12 protein-coding genes are annotated in these 15,144 nt (G+C 65.8%); 5 read left to right on the forward strand and 7 right to left on the reverse strand.

The genetic code is table 11. From position 1 onward, the window contains the following. Nucleotides 1–16: 16 nt before the first annotated feature. From JF515_RS09705 to JF515_RS09715, 3 genes are all read right to left on the reverse strand, one after another. Nucleotides 17–469, reverse strand: a complete 453-nt coding sequence (locus JF515_RS09705) for a tripartite tricarboxylate transporter TctB family protein (protein WP_203103638.1) — start codon at nucleotides 467–469, stop codon at nucleotides 17–19. Continuing rightward, nucleotides 466–1,980 carry a tripartite tricarboxylate transporter permease gene (locus tag JF515_RS09710; protein ID WP_203103640.1) on the reverse strand — a complete coding sequence of 505 codons (1,515 nt, stop codon included), beginning with the start codon at nucleotides 1,978–1,980 and terminating at the stop codon, nucleotides 466–468. Before JF515_RS09710 ends, JF515_RS09705 begins: the two co-directional genes overlap by 4 nt. A 221-nt stretch (nucleotides 1,981–2,201) precedes the next feature. Beyond that, nucleotides 2,202–3,686, reverse strand: coding sequence for an amidase (locus tag JF515_RS09715; protein WP_203103642.1), 1,485 nt, complete (start codon nucleotides 3,684–3,686; stop codon nucleotides 2,202–2,204). 80 nt (nucleotides 3,687–3,766) lie between these two features. Here JF515_RS09715 and JF515_RS09720 point away from each other — a divergent pair, with 80 nt between their 5' ends. After that, nucleotides 3,767–4,777, forward strand: coding sequence for a zinc-binding alcohol dehydrogenase family protein (locus JF515_RS09720; RefSeq protein ID WP_203103644.1), 1,011 nt, complete (start codon nucleotides 3,767–3,769; stop codon nucleotides 4,775–4,777). A 3-nt stretch (nucleotides 4,778–4,780) separates the two neighbouring features. Here JF515_RS09720 and JF515_RS09725 read toward each other — a convergent pair whose 3' ends face one another. Continuing rightward, a complete protein-coding gene (locus JF515_RS09725) occupies nucleotides 4,781–5,812 on the reverse strand; it encodes a metal-dependent hydrolase (RefSeq protein WP_203103646.1) in 1,032 nt (343 codons plus the stop codon). Nucleotides 5,813–6,072: 260 nt separating this feature from the next. Between JF515_RS09725 and cfa the strand changes: the two genes are divergently transcribed. The 4 genes from cfa to JF515_RS09745 all read left to right on the forward strand — a co-directional run bounded on the left by cfa (nucleotide 6,073) and on the right by JF515_RS09745 (nucleotide 12,437). Next, nucleotides 6,073–7,233 (forward strand): cyclopropane fatty acyl phospholipid synthase, encoded by a 1,161-nt coding sequence (cfa, locus tag JF515_RS09730; protein WP_203103648.1) that lies wholly within the window; start codon nucleotides 6,073–6,075, stop codon nucleotides 7,231–7,233. 105 nt (nucleotides 7,234–7,338) lie between these two features. Continuing rightward, nucleotides 7,339–8,493, forward strand: coding sequence for a sigma-70 family RNA polymerase sigma factor (locus tag JF515_RS09735; RefSeq protein WP_203103650.1), 1,155 nt, complete (start codon nucleotides 7,339–7,341; stop codon nucleotides 8,491–8,493). A 112-nt stretch (nucleotides 8,494–8,605) separates the two neighbouring features. After that, nucleotides 8,606–10,912 carry a TonB-dependent siderophore receptor gene (locus tag JF515_RS09740; RefSeq protein WP_203103651.1) on the forward strand — a complete coding sequence of 769 codons (2,307 nt, stop codon included), beginning with the start codon at nucleotides 8,606–8,608 and terminating at the stop codon, nucleotides 10,910–10,912. 340 nt (nucleotides 10,913–11,252) lie between these two features. Continuing rightward, complete coding sequence (locus tag JF515_RS09745; protein ID WP_238400952.1) at nucleotides 11,253–12,437, forward strand: lipid A deacylase LpxR family protein; 1,185 nt, start codon at nucleotides 11,253–11,255, stop codon at nucleotides 12,435–12,437. 17 nt (nucleotides 12,438–12,454) lie between these two features. Here JF515_RS09745 and JF515_RS09750 read toward each other — a convergent pair whose 3' ends face one another. From JF515_RS09750 to JF515_RS09760, 3 genes are read right to left on the reverse strand one after another with little or no spacing between them, the layout of a single operon-like run. Continuing rightward, on the reverse strand, nucleotides 12,455–12,823 hold the full coding sequence (locus JF515_RS09750) for a CbiX/SirB N-terminal domain-containing protein (RefSeq protein ID WP_203103653.1): 369 nt from the start codon (nucleotides 12,821–12,823) through the stop codon (nucleotides 12,455–12,457). A 2-nt stretch (nucleotides 12,824–12,825) separates the two neighbouring features. Then, entirely contained in the window at nucleotides 12,826–13,731 is a 906-nt protein-coding gene (locus tag JF515_RS09755; protein ID WP_203103655.1) for a histone deacetylase family protein, read from the reverse strand. A gap of 7 nt (nucleotides 13,732–13,738) precedes the next feature. Then, nucleotides 13,739–15,142: an efflux transporter outer membrane subunit gene (locus tag JF515_RS09760; RefSeq protein WP_203103657.1), complete on the reverse strand. Its 1,404-nt coding sequence runs from the start codon at nucleotides 15,140–15,142 to the stop codon at nucleotides 13,739–13,741. Between the last annotated feature and the right edge of the window lie 2 nt (nucleotides 15,143–15,144).

The raw sequence follows: 15,144 nt of genomic DNA on the forward strand, positions 1-15,144 counted from the left end.
AATAGTATTTGTACGATTAAAAAAGCCATCCGCCGGGCACCTGAACACCCAGCAAAACCCCGAAGATCAGATACAGAATCAGCGTAAAGACGAGCGACACCGCGCCATGCAACAAGGGCCGGGCAGCGACGCCGAGGGAGTCGTAAAACATCGACACCAGAGCGAAAGCCAACAACGCGCTGGCATAAAAGCCGAGCACCGGAAACAGCATGAAGTACCCAAAGCCAATCACCAGCAGCGGGGCGAGCTGCGTCAAGGAATCAGTCACCGCGGCGGCATCCCGGGCACCGACGCCGCGTACCGCGCGGCGGGCCAGGGCCTGGACCAGCAAGCCCAGCGACAGCGACAACAACGCCCAGGCCCAGAAATTCGGAAAGGCGAACACCTTGGGTTTGTCCGGCACCAGACCGGCCCACAGCAATCCCACCGAAATCGTCAGCGCCACCAGGGCAATCGCGATGTCCTTCACAGGCCGGCGCCCACCGAGGTGGCCGGCCGACGTCGAGCGCGCCAGATCGGCGCGAGCATGCCGTAGGCCAGGGAGATGACCGCCAACGCCATCAGCACCTGCACGATGTCGCCGGAAGTGAAATAGTCCAGCACGCTGCCCGACGGGCCGGCGAGCGTGCGTCCCATCTGAAAGTTCTCTTCCGCGATCGGACCGAGAATCACGCCCAACACCACCGGAGCCGGTTGGAAGCCGCCCTTGATACCGAGGTACATCAGCACACCCAGGCCCGCCATGACGTAGACGTCTCCCAGGTTGTTCTGAATGCTGTAGGTACCGATCACCGAAAGAACCAGAATGCCGGCGGCCAGATGAGCCGGCGAAACCCGGGTGACCAGATGCCCCAACCGGGACAGCTGCAGCCCCACGAAGAAAATCAGAACCTGCGCCAGAAGCAGGGCTCCCAGGAACGGCCAGATCACGCCGCCACTGGTCTCGAACAGTTTGGGACCGGGAAAGATGCCGTGAATCAGCAGGCCGCCCAGCAGCACCGCGCAGGTCGGGCTGCCGGGCACGCCAAGCCCGAGCAGGGGAATCAGGGACGGCCCCACCATGGCACTGTTGGCGCTTTCCGAGGCCACCACGCCACGGGGGTCACCGTGCCCGAAGGTGGCGTTGTCACGACTGAGCTTGCGCACCTGGTCGTAGCCGATAATGCTCGCCACCTGACCACCCGCGCCGGGAATAATGCCGACGATGGCGCCCACCAGCGTGCCCAGGCCCATCGCCAGGCGATGGCCCAGGGCGTTCCGCACGACCGTGGTCAGCCGGCTCGCCTGACTGACCACCGCCTGGCTGGCCACGGTGGCCCTGGACTCCAACAACCGGAATACCTGCGGGATGGCGAAAAACGCGATCAGCGCCACCACGATGTGGATGCCGCCGTCCAGATAGTGAGTAAAAACAAACCGGGATTGCCCGGTGGCCGGGCTGATACCGATGGTGGAAATCCAGATACCCAGGGCACCGCCGAACAACCCCTTGAGCAGCGAGCCGGTGCCCAGGGAAGCCATGATCGTGATGCCGACGATCGCCACCCAGAACATCTCGGCCGGACCGAAGCGCAGAACGTAATCCACGAACAGCGGCGCCAGGAAAATCAGGATCAGCATGCCCGCCACGCCACCGACCAGGGTGCTGGTAAACGCATACTGCATGGCTTCACTGGCACGCCCCTGGCGCGCCATTTCGTGACCGTCGAAGGTGGTGGCGATGTTCGCCGGCGCCCCCGGCACATTAATCAGAATGGCGCTGACCGCGCCGCCGGCAATGCTGCTGGCGTAGACCGCGCCGATCAGAATCAGGCCGGTGGTGGGCGCCATATGAAAGGTGAACGGCACCAGCAGGGCCACCGACAGGGTGGGGCTGACACCGGGAATCGCGCCCAGCACCAGACCGCCGGTGACGCCCAGTAAAAGAATGAGCAGATTCAGGGGTTCAAACACCACCGCCAAATGGGCAAACCACTCCATCAACGGGCCTCCCGGGAAGGGAAGCCCGGCCATGGAGACGGGGTATCAGCGACAACGGCGACGGCAGGAATCATGGCGCAGCGGCTCATCAAACAAACGGAATATTGAGCGCCGCCGCGGGTACGGTAGGGGCAAAGGAACCGCCACTATAGAGAGCGGCTCCTCGCTTTTAAAATTATAAATTCATATCTTTTAATTCAAAAAAAGAATAAGTCGCCAGCCTAAACAGCCGGCCAGCGATCAAACCACGGTTTCGCTTTTTCCAGTTGCCCGGCCAGAGCCAGCAGCCGGCCTTCGTCGCCATGGGTGCCGACGAACTGCACGCCCATGGGCAGGCCGCTTTCGCACCAGTGCAGGGGCACCGACATGGCCGGCACGCCGGTGAAGTTGGCGAGCTGGGTGAAGGGCACGTACTTCATGTTTTCCCGGGCCATCTGTTCCACCAGCCCGGATTTCATCACCAGCTTGCTGGCGCGCAGCTTGAGGATCACCTTGAGGGCGTTTTGTTGCCAGGCCGGCGTGGCGGAGGCACCGATGGCCGCCGGCTGCATGGCCAGGGTGGGAGTGAGCCAGAAATCATAGCGGTCATGGAAGTCCGCCAGTTGCTGGGAGTAGAGCTGGCCGCGCTGGTAGAAGCCCAGGTAGTCGTCGGCACTGGTGGCGTGGCCGAAGGCGGCCATGGCCAGCGTATCCAGCTCGAAGCCCTCGTCACCACAGCCGGTGAGCTGCTTGACCCGGGCCACCTCGGAGGCGCACTTGGTGAACCAGATGCCCAGCCAGTCCATGCTCATGGCCATCATGTCGAGGGATGGCGCCGCCTCCTCCACGTGGTGGCCCAGGCTTTCCAGCAGACGGGCGGTGTCCTCCACCGCCTTGACCGCCTCCGGGTCCACCGGGGTGCCGATGGGCGAGGTCAGGGAGAAACCGATTTTCAGCGGCGCCGGGTCGCGCTCCAGTTCGCTGAGATAGGACCGTTGCGGCGGCGCGATGTGGAACAGACTGCCGTGCTCATCGCCGTGGGTGGCGTCCAGCAGAGCGGCGGAATCACGCACCGAGCGGCTCACCACATGGTTCACGGAAATGCCGTGCAGGGCTTCCACGAATTCCGGGCCCCAGGGGGTGCGCCCACGGCCGGGCTTGAGCCCGAACAGGCCGCAGCAGGCGGCGGGAATGCGGATGCTGCCGCCGCCATCGTTGGCCCCGGCGAAGGGCACCACGCCGGCGGCGGTGAGCGCCGCCGAGCCGCCGGAGGAACCACCCGGCGTATGGTCCGTGTTCCAGGGGTTGCGGCTGGCGCCGAAGGACTCCGGCTCGGTGACGCCCTTGGAGCCGAACTCCGGGGTATTGGTGCGCCCGAACGGTACCGCCCCGGCGGCCTTCCAGCGGCGCACCAGTTCCGAATCCCGGGGGGCGCGGAAATCCTGCTCCTTGAGCGCCTTGTTGCCGCTGTAAGCCGGCGCGCCGCCGATCTCCTGGAACAGATCCTTGACCAGCATGGGCACGCCGGCGAAGGAGCCTTCCAGGGGCTCGCCGGCACGCCGCCGGGCCTCTTCGTAAAGCGGGATGATCAGTCCGTTGAGCTTGGGATTCACCGCTTCCGCGCGCTGGATCGCCACCTCCAGCACTTCCTCGGCGGTGACCTCCCCCTTGGCCACCAACTCCGCCAACCCCAGACCGTCGTGGCGCCGGTATTCTTCAAAATTCATGATGGTATCCTTGTTGTTTGTAGGAGCGCGCTCCTACGGTGCCACAATCTCCCCACGAAGCACATTAGCCCGGAGGCCCCATGAAAGCAGTCGGCTTCAACCAACCCCGCGCCATCGAGGACGTGCACGCCCTGGAAGACATCGAGCTGGACCAGCCGCGACCCGGCCCCCGGGACCTGCTGGTGGCGGTGGAGGCGGTGTCGGTGAACCCGGTGGACACCAAGGTACGCCAACGCCCCCTGGCGGAAAAAGACTACAAGGTGCTGGGCTACGACGCCGCCGGGCGCGTCGAGGCGGTGGGCTCGGAAGTACGCGGCTTTCTGCCCGGCGACCGGGTCTGGTACGCCGGCGCCATGCAACGCCAGGGCTCCAACGCCCAGTACCAGTGCGTGGACGAGCGCATCGTCGCCAAGGCGCCGGAAGGCATCGGCCTGCAGGAGGCCGCCGCTCTGCCGCTGACCACCCTGACCGCCTGGGAAGCCCTGGAAGACCAGCTCGGCCTCACCCCGCAAAACGCCAAGGGCAAAACCCTGCTGATCGTTGGCGGCGCCGGCGGTGTCGGTTCCATCGCCACGCAACTGGCGGCGCGCCATTTCGGCATGACGGTGATCGCCACCGCCGGCCGCGAACGCTCCGCCGAATGGTGTCGGGCCATGGGCGCCCACCACACCATCGACTACCGCCAGGGCCTGGTGGCGCCACTCAAGGAACTGGGCATCGAGCAGGTGGACGCCATTCTGCTGGCCCAGGAACCGGACGGTTACTGGAACGACGTCTGTCAGCTGGTGGCGCCGCTGGGCGGCATCGTTTCCATCGTCGACGCCCGAGGGCCGCTGGACACCAACCCGCTGAAGCCCAAGAGCGCCCGCTTCGCCTGGGAGTTCATGTTCACCCGCGCCCTGTTCGGCGTGGACATGGAGCGCCAGGGCCGCATCCTCGCCGAGGCCGCCCGGCTGATGGAAACAGGCGTGCTGGAAACCACCCTTTCCGAAAGCCTGGGCACCATCAACGCGGACAACCTCAAGGAAGCCCACCGCCGCCTGGAAGGCGGCGCCACCATCGGCAAGCTGGTGCTGGCCGGCTGGAGCTGACCGCTAGCGGCAGGCGGCGACGCTGTCGCCAGCGGTCTGCGAGCGCAGGCACAGCACCGGCGCCAGAGCGAAGGTGCGCCGCCATAGCGCCGGCCAGGCCTCCTCGTTGACCATCGGCCGGGGCAACCGGCTGCTGGTGAGGGGTTGCCAACCGTCCAGCCCCTGGTCCGCGATCACGAACTGAAACGGATGGGCGCCCGGCACGCCCAGGCGCACGTCGGTGACCACCAGGCGGTCGCCATCGCGACGGTAATCCAGAAACCCACCGGTGAACCAGGCCAGGCGACGCCCGTCCGTCAATTGCTCGGCCTGGGCCTGCAAACCCGGATCGCGGGGAAAGACCTCCACATAAAGAGGCTGGTCGCCGTCGAACACCCCGGTGACCATTTCCAGGCGACGATCCGGTGCGACAGCGGTGGCACGCCACAGCAGGGTGGAAAACGGCATCGGCTGCACCATCAGCGGGGCGCCCTCAAGCCCCCGCTCCGCCAGGACGTTTTCCACCCGCCCGGTCATCCACTGCTGGGCCACCAGACTCCAGGCCAGATAGGCGCTGGACAACCCCAGCCCCACGGACAGCGCGGTGAGCGCCGGCGGCTTGATCAGCGCGATCAGCACCGCGATCAGTAACGGCAGGGTGTACAGCGGATCGATGATGAACACGCTGTTGAGCGCCACCGGCGCCCCCAGCGGCCACCAGAGCTGGGTGCCATAGGTGGTGAAGGCATCCAGCAACGGGTGGGTCAGCAGCACCAGGGTAGTAAACGCCCACCAACGGCCTAAACCAGGCGCCGGTTTCCAGCGGCTCAGCGCCCACGCCAGCAGCGTGGCCAGGGGCGCCAGCACCAGCAGTGAATGGCTGAAGCCACGGTGCTCGGAGAAGTTGGCCACCGCGTCGCCGTAATCGATCAGCACATCCAGGTCCGGCAGGGTGGCCAGCAGCGCGCCGCCGACAATGGCGCCACGGCCAAGCCGGCTGCCCAGCACCGCGCCACCCAGGGCGCCGCCGAGCGCCGCCTGCGTCAAAGAATCCATGTACTGCTCCAGAAAAAGCGCGAGAAAGAAGAATAGCGGACCCAAATCACACCCATAGAAGGTGTTCATACCATGGGAGCCGGCGCGCCAACTGTTTGAATATTATTGTAAAAACAAAGTTCCGCGGGGAACTTCGGCGATTTTTCATGATGCCGGGCGCTTGCTTCCGTGAAACGAGCGTCAAAGAATGGTCCCAGGGCAGCCATGCTGACGCCCGTGACACCCATGCAGTCTTCAATCAACCCTGAAGGAGATGCTGTATGCTCGGTTCACGCAGCCGCGACGACGCCCCCCGCACCGGGTCGCGCGCCATCGACGACTTGATCGCCTCCGTTCTCGCCAACGCCGACATTCAAATCAATGGCCGGCGCCCCTGGGACATGCAGATTCACCACCCGGATACCCTGTCACGCATCGCCGCCCGGCGCTCGCTGGGACTGGGCGAATCCTACATGGACGGGTGGTGGGACTGCGATGCCCTGGACGAGTTCATCCACCGCATCCTGCGCGCCGGCGCCGAGGACCTGGGCAAGAACAAATGGACCCTCGCCCTGCAGTTGCTCGGCCACAACCTGCGCAACCGCCAGAGCCTGCGACGTTCACGCCAGGTGGCGGAACAGCATTACGATCTGGGTAACGATCTGTTCGAGAAAATGCTCGACCCGACCATGGCCTACAGCTGCGGCTACTGGAAGGATGCCACCACCCTGCACGAAGCCCAGGAAGCCAAACTGGATCTGATCTGCCGCAAGCTGGAGCTGGAACCGGGCATGACCCTGCTCGACATCGGCTGTGGCTGGGGCAGCCTGCTCGACCACGCCGCCCGCCACTATGGGGTGCGTGCCCTCGGCGTCACCGTCTCCACCGAGCAGGCGGAACTGGCCCGGCGGCGCTGCGCGGACCTGCCGGTGGAGGTGCTGCTCAAGGACTACCGCACGATCAGCGGCCAATACGACCGGGTGGTGTCGGTGGGTATGTTCGAGCATGTCGGCCGCCGCAACTACCGGACCTTCATGGAAACCACCCGGCATCTGCTCAAGGACCGGGGCCTGATGCTGCTGCACACCATCGGCAACAACGAAAGCACCAACAGCCACGACGCCTGGATCGACAAATACATCTTCCCAAACGGCGAGCTGCCCTCCATCAAACAGATCGCCCGCCACGCGGAATACCGTTACGTGGTGGAGGACGTGCACAGTTTCGGCCCGGACTACGCGCGTACCCTGAAAGCCTGGGACGCCAACTTCCTGGCCCATTGGCCGGAGCTCAAGGGCCGCTATGACGAACGTTTCCAACGCATGTGGCACTACTATCTGAACCTGTGCGCCGGCGCCTTCCGGGCCCGTACCATCCAGCTCTGGCAATGGGTGTTCTCCAAGCCCGGGCACCGTGTCCATGCTTACCGGTCACCGCGTTGATCCAGGCCCCTGGCGCGGGGCCGCGCGGCGGTGGCATAATGCCGCAAACGGATCACGAATCATTCTCAATCACGATGGCCGGCCCCTTGGGGCGGGCGCCACCCCATGCAGGCCGACGACCTCTTTCAACAGCACGCCCGGGAACTCAATGGCTACCTGTGCCGACGCCTGGAATCGCCGGAACAGGCCGCCGATCTGTGCCATGAGGTGTATTTGCGTCTGCGCCGGCTGGAGGGCCAGCAGGAGACGCCACGCAATCCCCGTGCCTTCGTGTTCCGCATCGCCCGCAACCTGCTGATCGACCATCTCCGCCAGCAACGCCGCCGCCCCACCACCGTGGCCCTCACCGACCCTGGTCTGAGCCTGGAAAGCGACACCCCGACACCGGAATCCGCCGCCCGCAGCGCCCAGGCGGTGGACGGCCTCAACAACGCCCTGGCGGATCTTCCCGAGCACCAGCGCCAGGCACTGCTATGGAACCGGCTGGATGGCGTCAGCCAGCGCGAAATCGGCCAGCGACTGGGGGTATCCGAACGCATGGCGGGCAAGTACATCGCCCGCGCCCTGGCCCATTGCCGCGCCCTGCTGGCGGCGGTGGCGGTGCTGCTCGTGGTGGCCGCCGGCCTGCCCTGGTCGGTGTGGAACGCGGACGCGCGCACCGGCGCCGGCGAGCAGCGCACCCTGACCCTGGCGGATGGCAGCCGGGTGACCCTGAACGGTCGCAGCGCCATCAACATCGACGTCACCGGCGACCATCGCCGGGTGGAAGTGGTGCGTGGCGAAGCCCTGTTCCAGGTGGCCAGGGACAAGGCCCACCCGTTCCTGGTGCGCGCCGGCGACGCCCGGGTACGGGTCACCGGCACCCGCTTCGAGGTGCGCCACCGGGATGGCGCGGTGCGCCTTACCGTGGCCGAGGGCAGCGTGGTGGCCGGCGATGGGCGCCGCCAGCGGCATCTCACCGCCGACCAGCAAGTACACTGGCGCGACGGCCACATCGGCCAGGTGACGGCGGTGGACGCCGACGCCGTGCTGGCCTGGGCGCGGGGGCGACTGGTGTTCCGCGACCGCCCCCTGGGCGAGTTGCTCGGCGATCTACGGCCCTACCATCCGGACCGGCTGGTCCTGCTCAACGAAGATCTCTCCGGACGGCGGGTAAGCGGTACCTTCTCCACCGACCAGCCCGAGGCGGTGCTGAGCGCCCTCACCCAGACCCTGCCGGTACGGGCGCTGAAGCTGCCCGGCGTGGTGGTGCTGTATTAAACGAAAAAAAATTCTTCTTGGGGTTCAGAAATGGAAGCCGCCATCGTCTTCCTGGGTGCCTTTGTCGCGAATGGTTTCTATTTGCATCGTTTTGAAAAAGGGTACCGACTCCATGAAATCAATGAATTACCCCCGCCTGGCGCTGCTCGCCGCCGGGTTGATGCTGCTCGGCCCCGTCCGGGCGGCGCAGCTCGACATCCAGGCCCAGCCCCTGGATGCCGCCCTGGCGGAACTGGCCGAAGCCACCGGCGTGCAGCTGCTCTACAAAGCCGACATCACCCGGGACAAGCGGAGCCCGGCGCTGCGCGGTGACTACAGCGCGCCCCAGGCCCTGAGTCATCTACTGGCCGGTAGCGGCCTGCGCTACCAGGTCAACGACGACGGCAGCATCACCCTGGAACCGGCGCCGGTAACCGAAAGCACCCTGGCCCCGGTGGCGGTGAACGCCCAGGTAGCCACCAAGGTGGACACGCCCACCCTGGAAACACCGCAATCGATCTCCGTGGTACGTCGCGGGCAGATCGAGGAACAGGGTTCGGACACCGTTCAGCAGGCCCTGCGCTATACCCCGGGCGTGTTCACCGACCAGATCGGCGCGTCCAAGCGCTATGACTATGTGTCGCTGCGTGGTTTCTCCGACGACAGCATCGACAACATCTATCTGGATGGCCTCAAGACCATGGGCGATGGGGGCACCTTCAGCTCCATGCAGATCGACCCCTATTTCCTGGAACGGGTGGAAATCGTCAAGGGCCCGACCTCGGTGCTGTACGGTCGCGCCTCCCCCGGCGGCCTGGTCAACCTGACCAGCAAGAAACCGCTGTTCGAAACCCGCCAGGAACTGCGCTTCGGCGTCGGCACCAACAACTATCGGGGCGCGGGCTTCGATTTCTCCGGCCCGGTCAATGACCGGGTCGCCTATCGGCTGGTGGGCCTGACCGACAAGGGCGACACCCAGTTCGATCATCTGGAACAGGAACGCCGGGCGATCATGCCCAGCCTGACCCTGGAACTGGGCGACAACACCCTGCTCGACCTGATGGCCTACTACCAGGACGATCCGCAAGGCGGCAGCCACAGCGGCGTGCCCGCCGAGGGCAGCCTGTACCGCCGCAACGGCCGCTATATCGACAACACCTTCTTCGAAGGCGAGCCGGACTACGAGCAGTTCGAGCGCACTCAGAAAATGCTCGGCTACCAGCTCCAGCACTTCATCGACGACACCTGGAGCCTGCGGCAGAATTTCCGCTACATCACCAGCGACGTGAAGCTGCAGCAGGTGTATTCCTACCAGTGGGTGGGCAACAGTGATCAGCTCAGCCGTTACTATTCCGGCGCCGATGAACAGCTCGATGCCTACACCGTGGACAACCAGGCCCGCGCCGACTTCGCCACCGGCGATCTTCAACACACCCTGCTGATTGGCGCCGACTACCAGCACCGCGATGTGGACGCGGCCTGGAGCAGCGGAGCCTTCCCCGCCATCGACGCCTTCGATCCAGTGTACGGCGCGGCCCCCACCGCCATTGGCGACCCGGTGCCCCATGAGCGCAAACTGATCCAGACCGGCGTCTATCTTAGTGACCAGATCGCGCTGGACCGCTGGCGTTTCTCCCTGGGGGGCCGCTACGACTGGGTGCGTACCGCCAACGTCAATCAGGACACCGGTGCCCGCTCCAGCCAGGACGAGGAGCAGTTCAGCGGCCGGGCCGGCGTGCTCTACCGCCTGGACAACGGTCTCGCGCCCTATTTGAGCTACTCGGAGTCGTTCAACCCAAGCGTCTACACCGACCAGAACGGCGACCCGCTGAAGCCTACCGAAGGCACCCAGTACGAAACCGGCGTCAAGTATCAGCCCCGCGACGGCCGTGGCCTTTACACCCTGTCGCTGTTCCACATCGACCAGGAGAACCTGGCGATCCGTGAACCGCAGAACCCGTTCTATGTGCCGGTCGGTGAAATCCGCTCCCGGGGTGTGGAACTGGAAGCACAGACCCTGCTCACCGACCGCTTCCGGGTACAGGGCAGCTACACCTACACCGACATCGAATACAGCAAGGCGGAGCCCGGGATCGAAGGCAACCGGGTCAACCAGGCTCCCCGCAACCAGGCCACCGCCTGGGGCCATTACCGCTTCGACCAGGGCCCCATGGCGGGCTTCGACCTGGGCGCCGGGGTACGCTACACCGAGGGCATTCAGGCGGACCGGGAGAATACTCGGGAAGTGCCGTCCTACACCCTGGTGGACGCGGCACTCGGTTATGACTTCAGCCATCTCGGTATCGACGGTCTGAGCGCCCGGGTCAACGCCAACAACCTGCTCGACAAGGAATACGTGGCGTCCTGCTATTCACTCAACTACTGCTACTTCGGCGCCGAGCGCAGTGTCATGGCCACCGTGACCTACCAGCTTCGCTGAACCGTCGAACCCGTCGACAACCGGGTGTGGACGTGATCACGTCCACACCCGGCTTGCACAAGCTTTTACATCCCCCCTCTCGCGCATCGTTCCGCGATCACCAATGCTATCGATCGACGGCGGCGCCCGCGGGCACCGTCATGGGAAGGATCCCGGCCACGGCCAGGACGGCTACTAACAACATCGCCACGCAGACCCTACCGCGACGCAGAAACAGGCAAGAAAAGCCCAGCTTTGACCTACCGCCTCCGGCGGCGCGCCTTGCAGGATAGCGCTCCCGGATACCGGCACTCTCCTGGCGGCGGGATCCGACAAACCTATTTCCGTGGAACGGAGAACGATGGACGATGCATTCGAACACGCCTCCCGAACGCGAGGCGTTCACCTTAAAAGCGGCCTGCTGGGCGCCGCGTTTCTGATCGGTGTTATCACCGCGCCCGCGTCCCTGGCGCAATCGGCGCCGGCCACCACAGCGGCCTTCATTGACCGCGACAACCCGCGGCTGGCCATGCTCGACGGCGAGGAGCGAACGCCCCGCCGGCCACGGTCGGACCCGACCCGGGAACCGGAGCGGGAAAGCTGGTCGTTCGCGTTCGACAACGACGCCCTGGTGCCCACCGGTCGCGACCAGGATTACACCTACGGCCTGAGTTTTTCCCACACTGGCCGGAGCGCCCGCGACGTCTGGTATTCCCTGAACCCGGTGCTGACCGGCCTGGACCGGTTGTTCGCCGTGGGCGACCACGCCCGCGAACGCATCGACGGTCATAGCGTTGAGTTCGGCCTGTTCGGCTTCACCCCGGAAGACAAGGAAGCCTCGGCGCCGTTGTACGACGACCGACCCTACGCCAGCCTGCTCTACATGTCGCAGTCCCGGGTACGGATCGACCGGGACGAGAACGTGGCCTGGCACAGCAGCCTGACCCTTGGCGCTCTGGGCCTGGCGATCGTCGGCAACGGCCAGAACGCGGTGCACAAGGTGATCGGCAGCGAACACGCGGAAGGCTGGGAGCATCAGATCAGCGAAGGCGGCGAACCCACCGCCCGCTACACCCTGGCAAGGCAGAAATATCTGAATCCGTCGTCGGATAACCTGGAAGTGAAAAGCACCCTGCAGGCTTCCGCCGGCTACCTCACCGAGGCGCGCTGGAGCCTGAGTTTCCGGGGCGGACGCATCGCCGACCGGTGGTGGAAATTCAACCCGGAGCTGGCCAGCTACGCGGACGGTTCCTCCCGGGGCGTGGGCAGCCCGGCACCCACCGAGAGCTACGTGTGGGGCGGCGCCGCCGTGGTGGCGCGGGGCTACAACGCCTTTCTTCAGGGTCAGTTCCGCGACAGCGAGGTGACCTACGACAGCGACGAGTTGAACCACCTGATTCTGGAAGCCTGGCTGGGCTACACCCGCTCGTTCACCAACGGCTGGCGGCTCAGTTATGTACTGCGCGGCCACACCTCGGAAGTGCGCGAAGGCACCGCCGACCGCAATGTGCTGTGGGGCGGGTTGATCGTGGCAAAAACGTTCTAGGGCCTGTTCACACCAGGCTATTGCCCGGCGATGTGCTCGCGCACCAGTGACGCCAGCCCCGGAGCGGTGCCGAAGTACTCCAGCAATTCGATGGTCAGGTGCGGGTGGCGCTCGCGGGCCTCTTCCACCTGGGCGGGGATGTCGGTGGCCACGTGCTTGCCGTTGTTGAAGAACAGCGGATAAACATAGACGGTATCCACCGGCTGGTGCTCCAGTTGCTGCAAGGCTTCCTGCAGCGACGGCCGGGCCAGTTCCAGAAAGCACGGCAACACGGCGGCGTAATCTTCCCGGGTGGTCTCCGCCACCGCGTCCACCAACGCCTTGAACTCCTCGTTGGCGGCCTCCGCGCGGCTGCCGTGGGCCATGATCAACAGGGCTTTTCTCACCACTACCTCCACAATGAATGGGCCGCCTCGACCACCAGGGCATGGCGGCGGGCCAGGGCGGCGCGGTCATCGTCGTAGCCGCCACCGATCACCGTGGCCACCGGCACGTCATGATCGCGGCAAAGCGCCAGCACCCGACGTTCGCGCTCCGCCAGGCCGGCCAGGCTCAGGGACAGGCGCCCGAGCGGATCGCCTTGATAGACATCCACCCCGGCATCGTACAACACCAGATCCGGACGCAGCGCGCCCAACAGGCCATCCAGGGTGTCGGTGACAATGGTCAGGTAGTCGTCATCGCCCAGCCCCACCGGCAGGCCCACGTCCAGGTCACTGTGCATCTTGCGGGTGGGAAAGTTTTTTTCGCAATGCACCGAGCAGGTAAAGGCGCGGGGCTCGCTGGCGAGGATGGCGGCGGTACCGTCACCCTGGTGAACATCGCAATCGAAGATCAGCACCCGCCGCACCCGTTGCTCGGCCAGCAACGCCCGGGCGGTGATCGCCAGATCATTGAGAATGCAAAAGCCGGAGCCAAAGTCGTAATGCGCATGGTGAGTGCCGCCCGCCAGATGACAGGCAATGCCATGCTTGAGGGCGAGTTGGGCGGTAACCAGGGTACCCATGGGCGCGATGCAGGTACGCCGCGCCAGCTCCTCGCTCCAGGGCAGCCCCATGCGTTTGGCTTCCTTGTCGTCGAGGCGGTTGTTCAGGAAACGATCCAGATAGTCCGGGCAGTGGGCCAGCGACAGCAGGGGCGCGCGCGCCCGGCCCGGGCGGTGCAGGTTGCCCGCCCCGGCGATGCCGGCGTCGCGCAGCCGCTCATGGAGGAGCCGGAACTTCTCCATGGGAAAGCGGTGGCGTGCCGGGAACGGGAAGCTGTAGCTCGGGTGATAAACCAGGGGAATCGACATGCCGCGATTATAACGGGCTCGCCAGCCCCTGCCCCAGCACCCGGTACAGGGTGACGCGGGCCACCAGCTCGTTGTAGCGCAGTTCCAGCAGGTTCTGGCGCGCGCTGATCAGGCTGGTCTGGGCATCGAGCACCGAAGTCAGCTCGATTTCGCCCTCCCGGTAGCGCGCCTCGGCGATCTCGAAACCACGCCGGGCCTGGGCCAGGGCCTCGCGACGATGAGCACCCTGCTCGTCCAGGGCGTTGACCGCGCCCAGGCTCTGATCCACCTCGGACAGCGCGGAGAGCAGCACGCCCCGGTACGTGGCTACCTGCTCCAGCCAGGCGGCCCGGGCCACGGTGTTCTCGCCACGGGTCTGGCCGCCGTCGAAGATCAACTGGCTCAGGGAGGCGGCCAGGTTGTAGACCGCGTCGCCGTCGAACAGGTCACCCAGGGAGCTGCTGGCGTAACCGGCACTGCCGGTCAGGGTCAGCGACGGCCAGTAGGCGGTACGGGCCACGGCCACGCCGTAATCGGCGGCCATCAGGCCGGCCAGGGCGCTGCCCACGTCCGGCCGCTGGGCGAGCACGTCGGCGGGCAGCCCGGGTTGAATGTCCGGTACTTCCAGCGCCGCCAGGCCGCCTCCGCGAGGCACGAACCCCTGGGGCGTTTCGCCCACCAGCACCGCCAGCGCATAGCGGGTTTCCCGGGTTTGCTGGCGCAGGTCCGGCAGGGCGGCCCGCTGATTGGCCACCAGGGTGCGCTGCTGGGCCAGATCCTGGGGCGAGACAGCGCCGTAACGTACCTTGGCCTCGACCACCTCGAGCACGCGCTCGGCCAGGGCCAGGCTATCTTCCGCCAGGGTCAGGCGATCCTGGAGGTAGCGCCATTGCAGGTAGGTGCTGGCGACGCTGGAAAGCACCGTGAGCCGCACCGCGTCACGGTCGAAACGGCTGCCGTCCAGGTTGGCCTCGGCGATTGCCTTGTTGTTGCGCAACCGCCCCCACAGATCCAGCTCGTAGCTGGCATTGGCGTTGACCTGGAACTGGTCGCCGCCATCGCCGCCTCCGAAGGTGCCGGAGGTAGAGGCACCGCCTCCCAGTGACAAACTCGGAAACAGGGACGAGCCGGCCTGCTGCAAACGCCCTTCCGCCTGCAGCACCCGGGCGGCGGCGGCCTGCAGGTCGGTGTTGTCGGTCAGCGCGCGGGCCACCAGCTGGTTCAGTTCATCACTGCCGAAGCCCTGCCACCAGGCCGGGTTCGTTACCGCCGCGCGGCTGTCGGCGAGCTGGTTCTCCCACTGCGCTGGCGCTTCCGGCTCCGGCGTTTCCAGCCCGGAGCGCACCGCGCAGCCGGATACCACCAGGGACAGCGCCAGCATGGCCAGCACCCGCTTGTGGCGCGCGGCCTGTACTTTGAAACCTTTGTTCATTG

Origin of the sequence: Alloalcanivorax marinus (assembly GCF_016785095.1) — a bacterium.
GTDB lineage: Bacteria > Pseudomonadota > Gammaproteobacteria > Pseudomonadales > Alcanivoracaceae > Alloalcanivorax > Alloalcanivorax marinus_A.

Bases quoted from the DNA above. Each gene is read 5' to 3' on its own strand.
- JF515_RS09710 (WP_203103640.1), bottom strand. From the start codon at position 1,980: ATGGAGTGGTTTGCCCATTTGGCGGTGGTGTTTGAACCCCTGAATCTG.
- JF515_RS09715 (WP_203103642.1), bottom strand. From the start codon at position 3,686: ATGAATTTTGAAGAATACCGGCGCCACGACGGTCTGGGGTTGGCGGAG.
- JF515_RS09720 (WP_203103644.1), top strand. From the start codon at position 3,767: ATGAAAGCAGTCGGCTTCAACCAACCCCGCGCCATCGAGGACGTGCAC.
- JF515_RS09725 (WP_203103646.1), bottom strand. From the start codon at position 5,812: ATGGATTCTTTGACGCAGGCGGCGCTCGGCGGCGCCCTGGGTGGCGCG.
- cfa (WP_203103648.1), top strand. From the start codon at position 6,073: ATGCTCGGTTCACGCAGCCGCGACGACGCCCCCCGCACCGGGTCGCGC.
- JF515_RS09735 (WP_203103650.1), top strand. From the start codon at position 7,339: ATGCAGGCCGACGACCTCTTTCAACAGCACGCCCGGGAACTCAATGGC.
- JF515_RS09740 (WP_203103651.1), top strand. From the start codon at position 8,606: ATGAAATCAATGAATTACCCCCGCCTGGCGCTGCTCGCCGCCGGGTTG.
- JF515_RS09745 (WP_238400952.1), top strand. From the start codon at position 11,253: ATGGACGATGCATTCGAACACGCCTCCCGAACGCGAGGCGTTCACCTT.
- JF515_RS09755 (WP_203103655.1), bottom strand. From the start codon at position 13,731: ATGTCGATTCCCCTGGTTTATCACCCGAGCTACAGCTTCCCGTTCCCG.
- JF515_RS09760 (WP_203103657.1), bottom strand. From the start codon at position 15,142: ATGAACAAAGGTTTCAAAGTACAGGCCGCGCGCCACAAGCGGGTGCTG.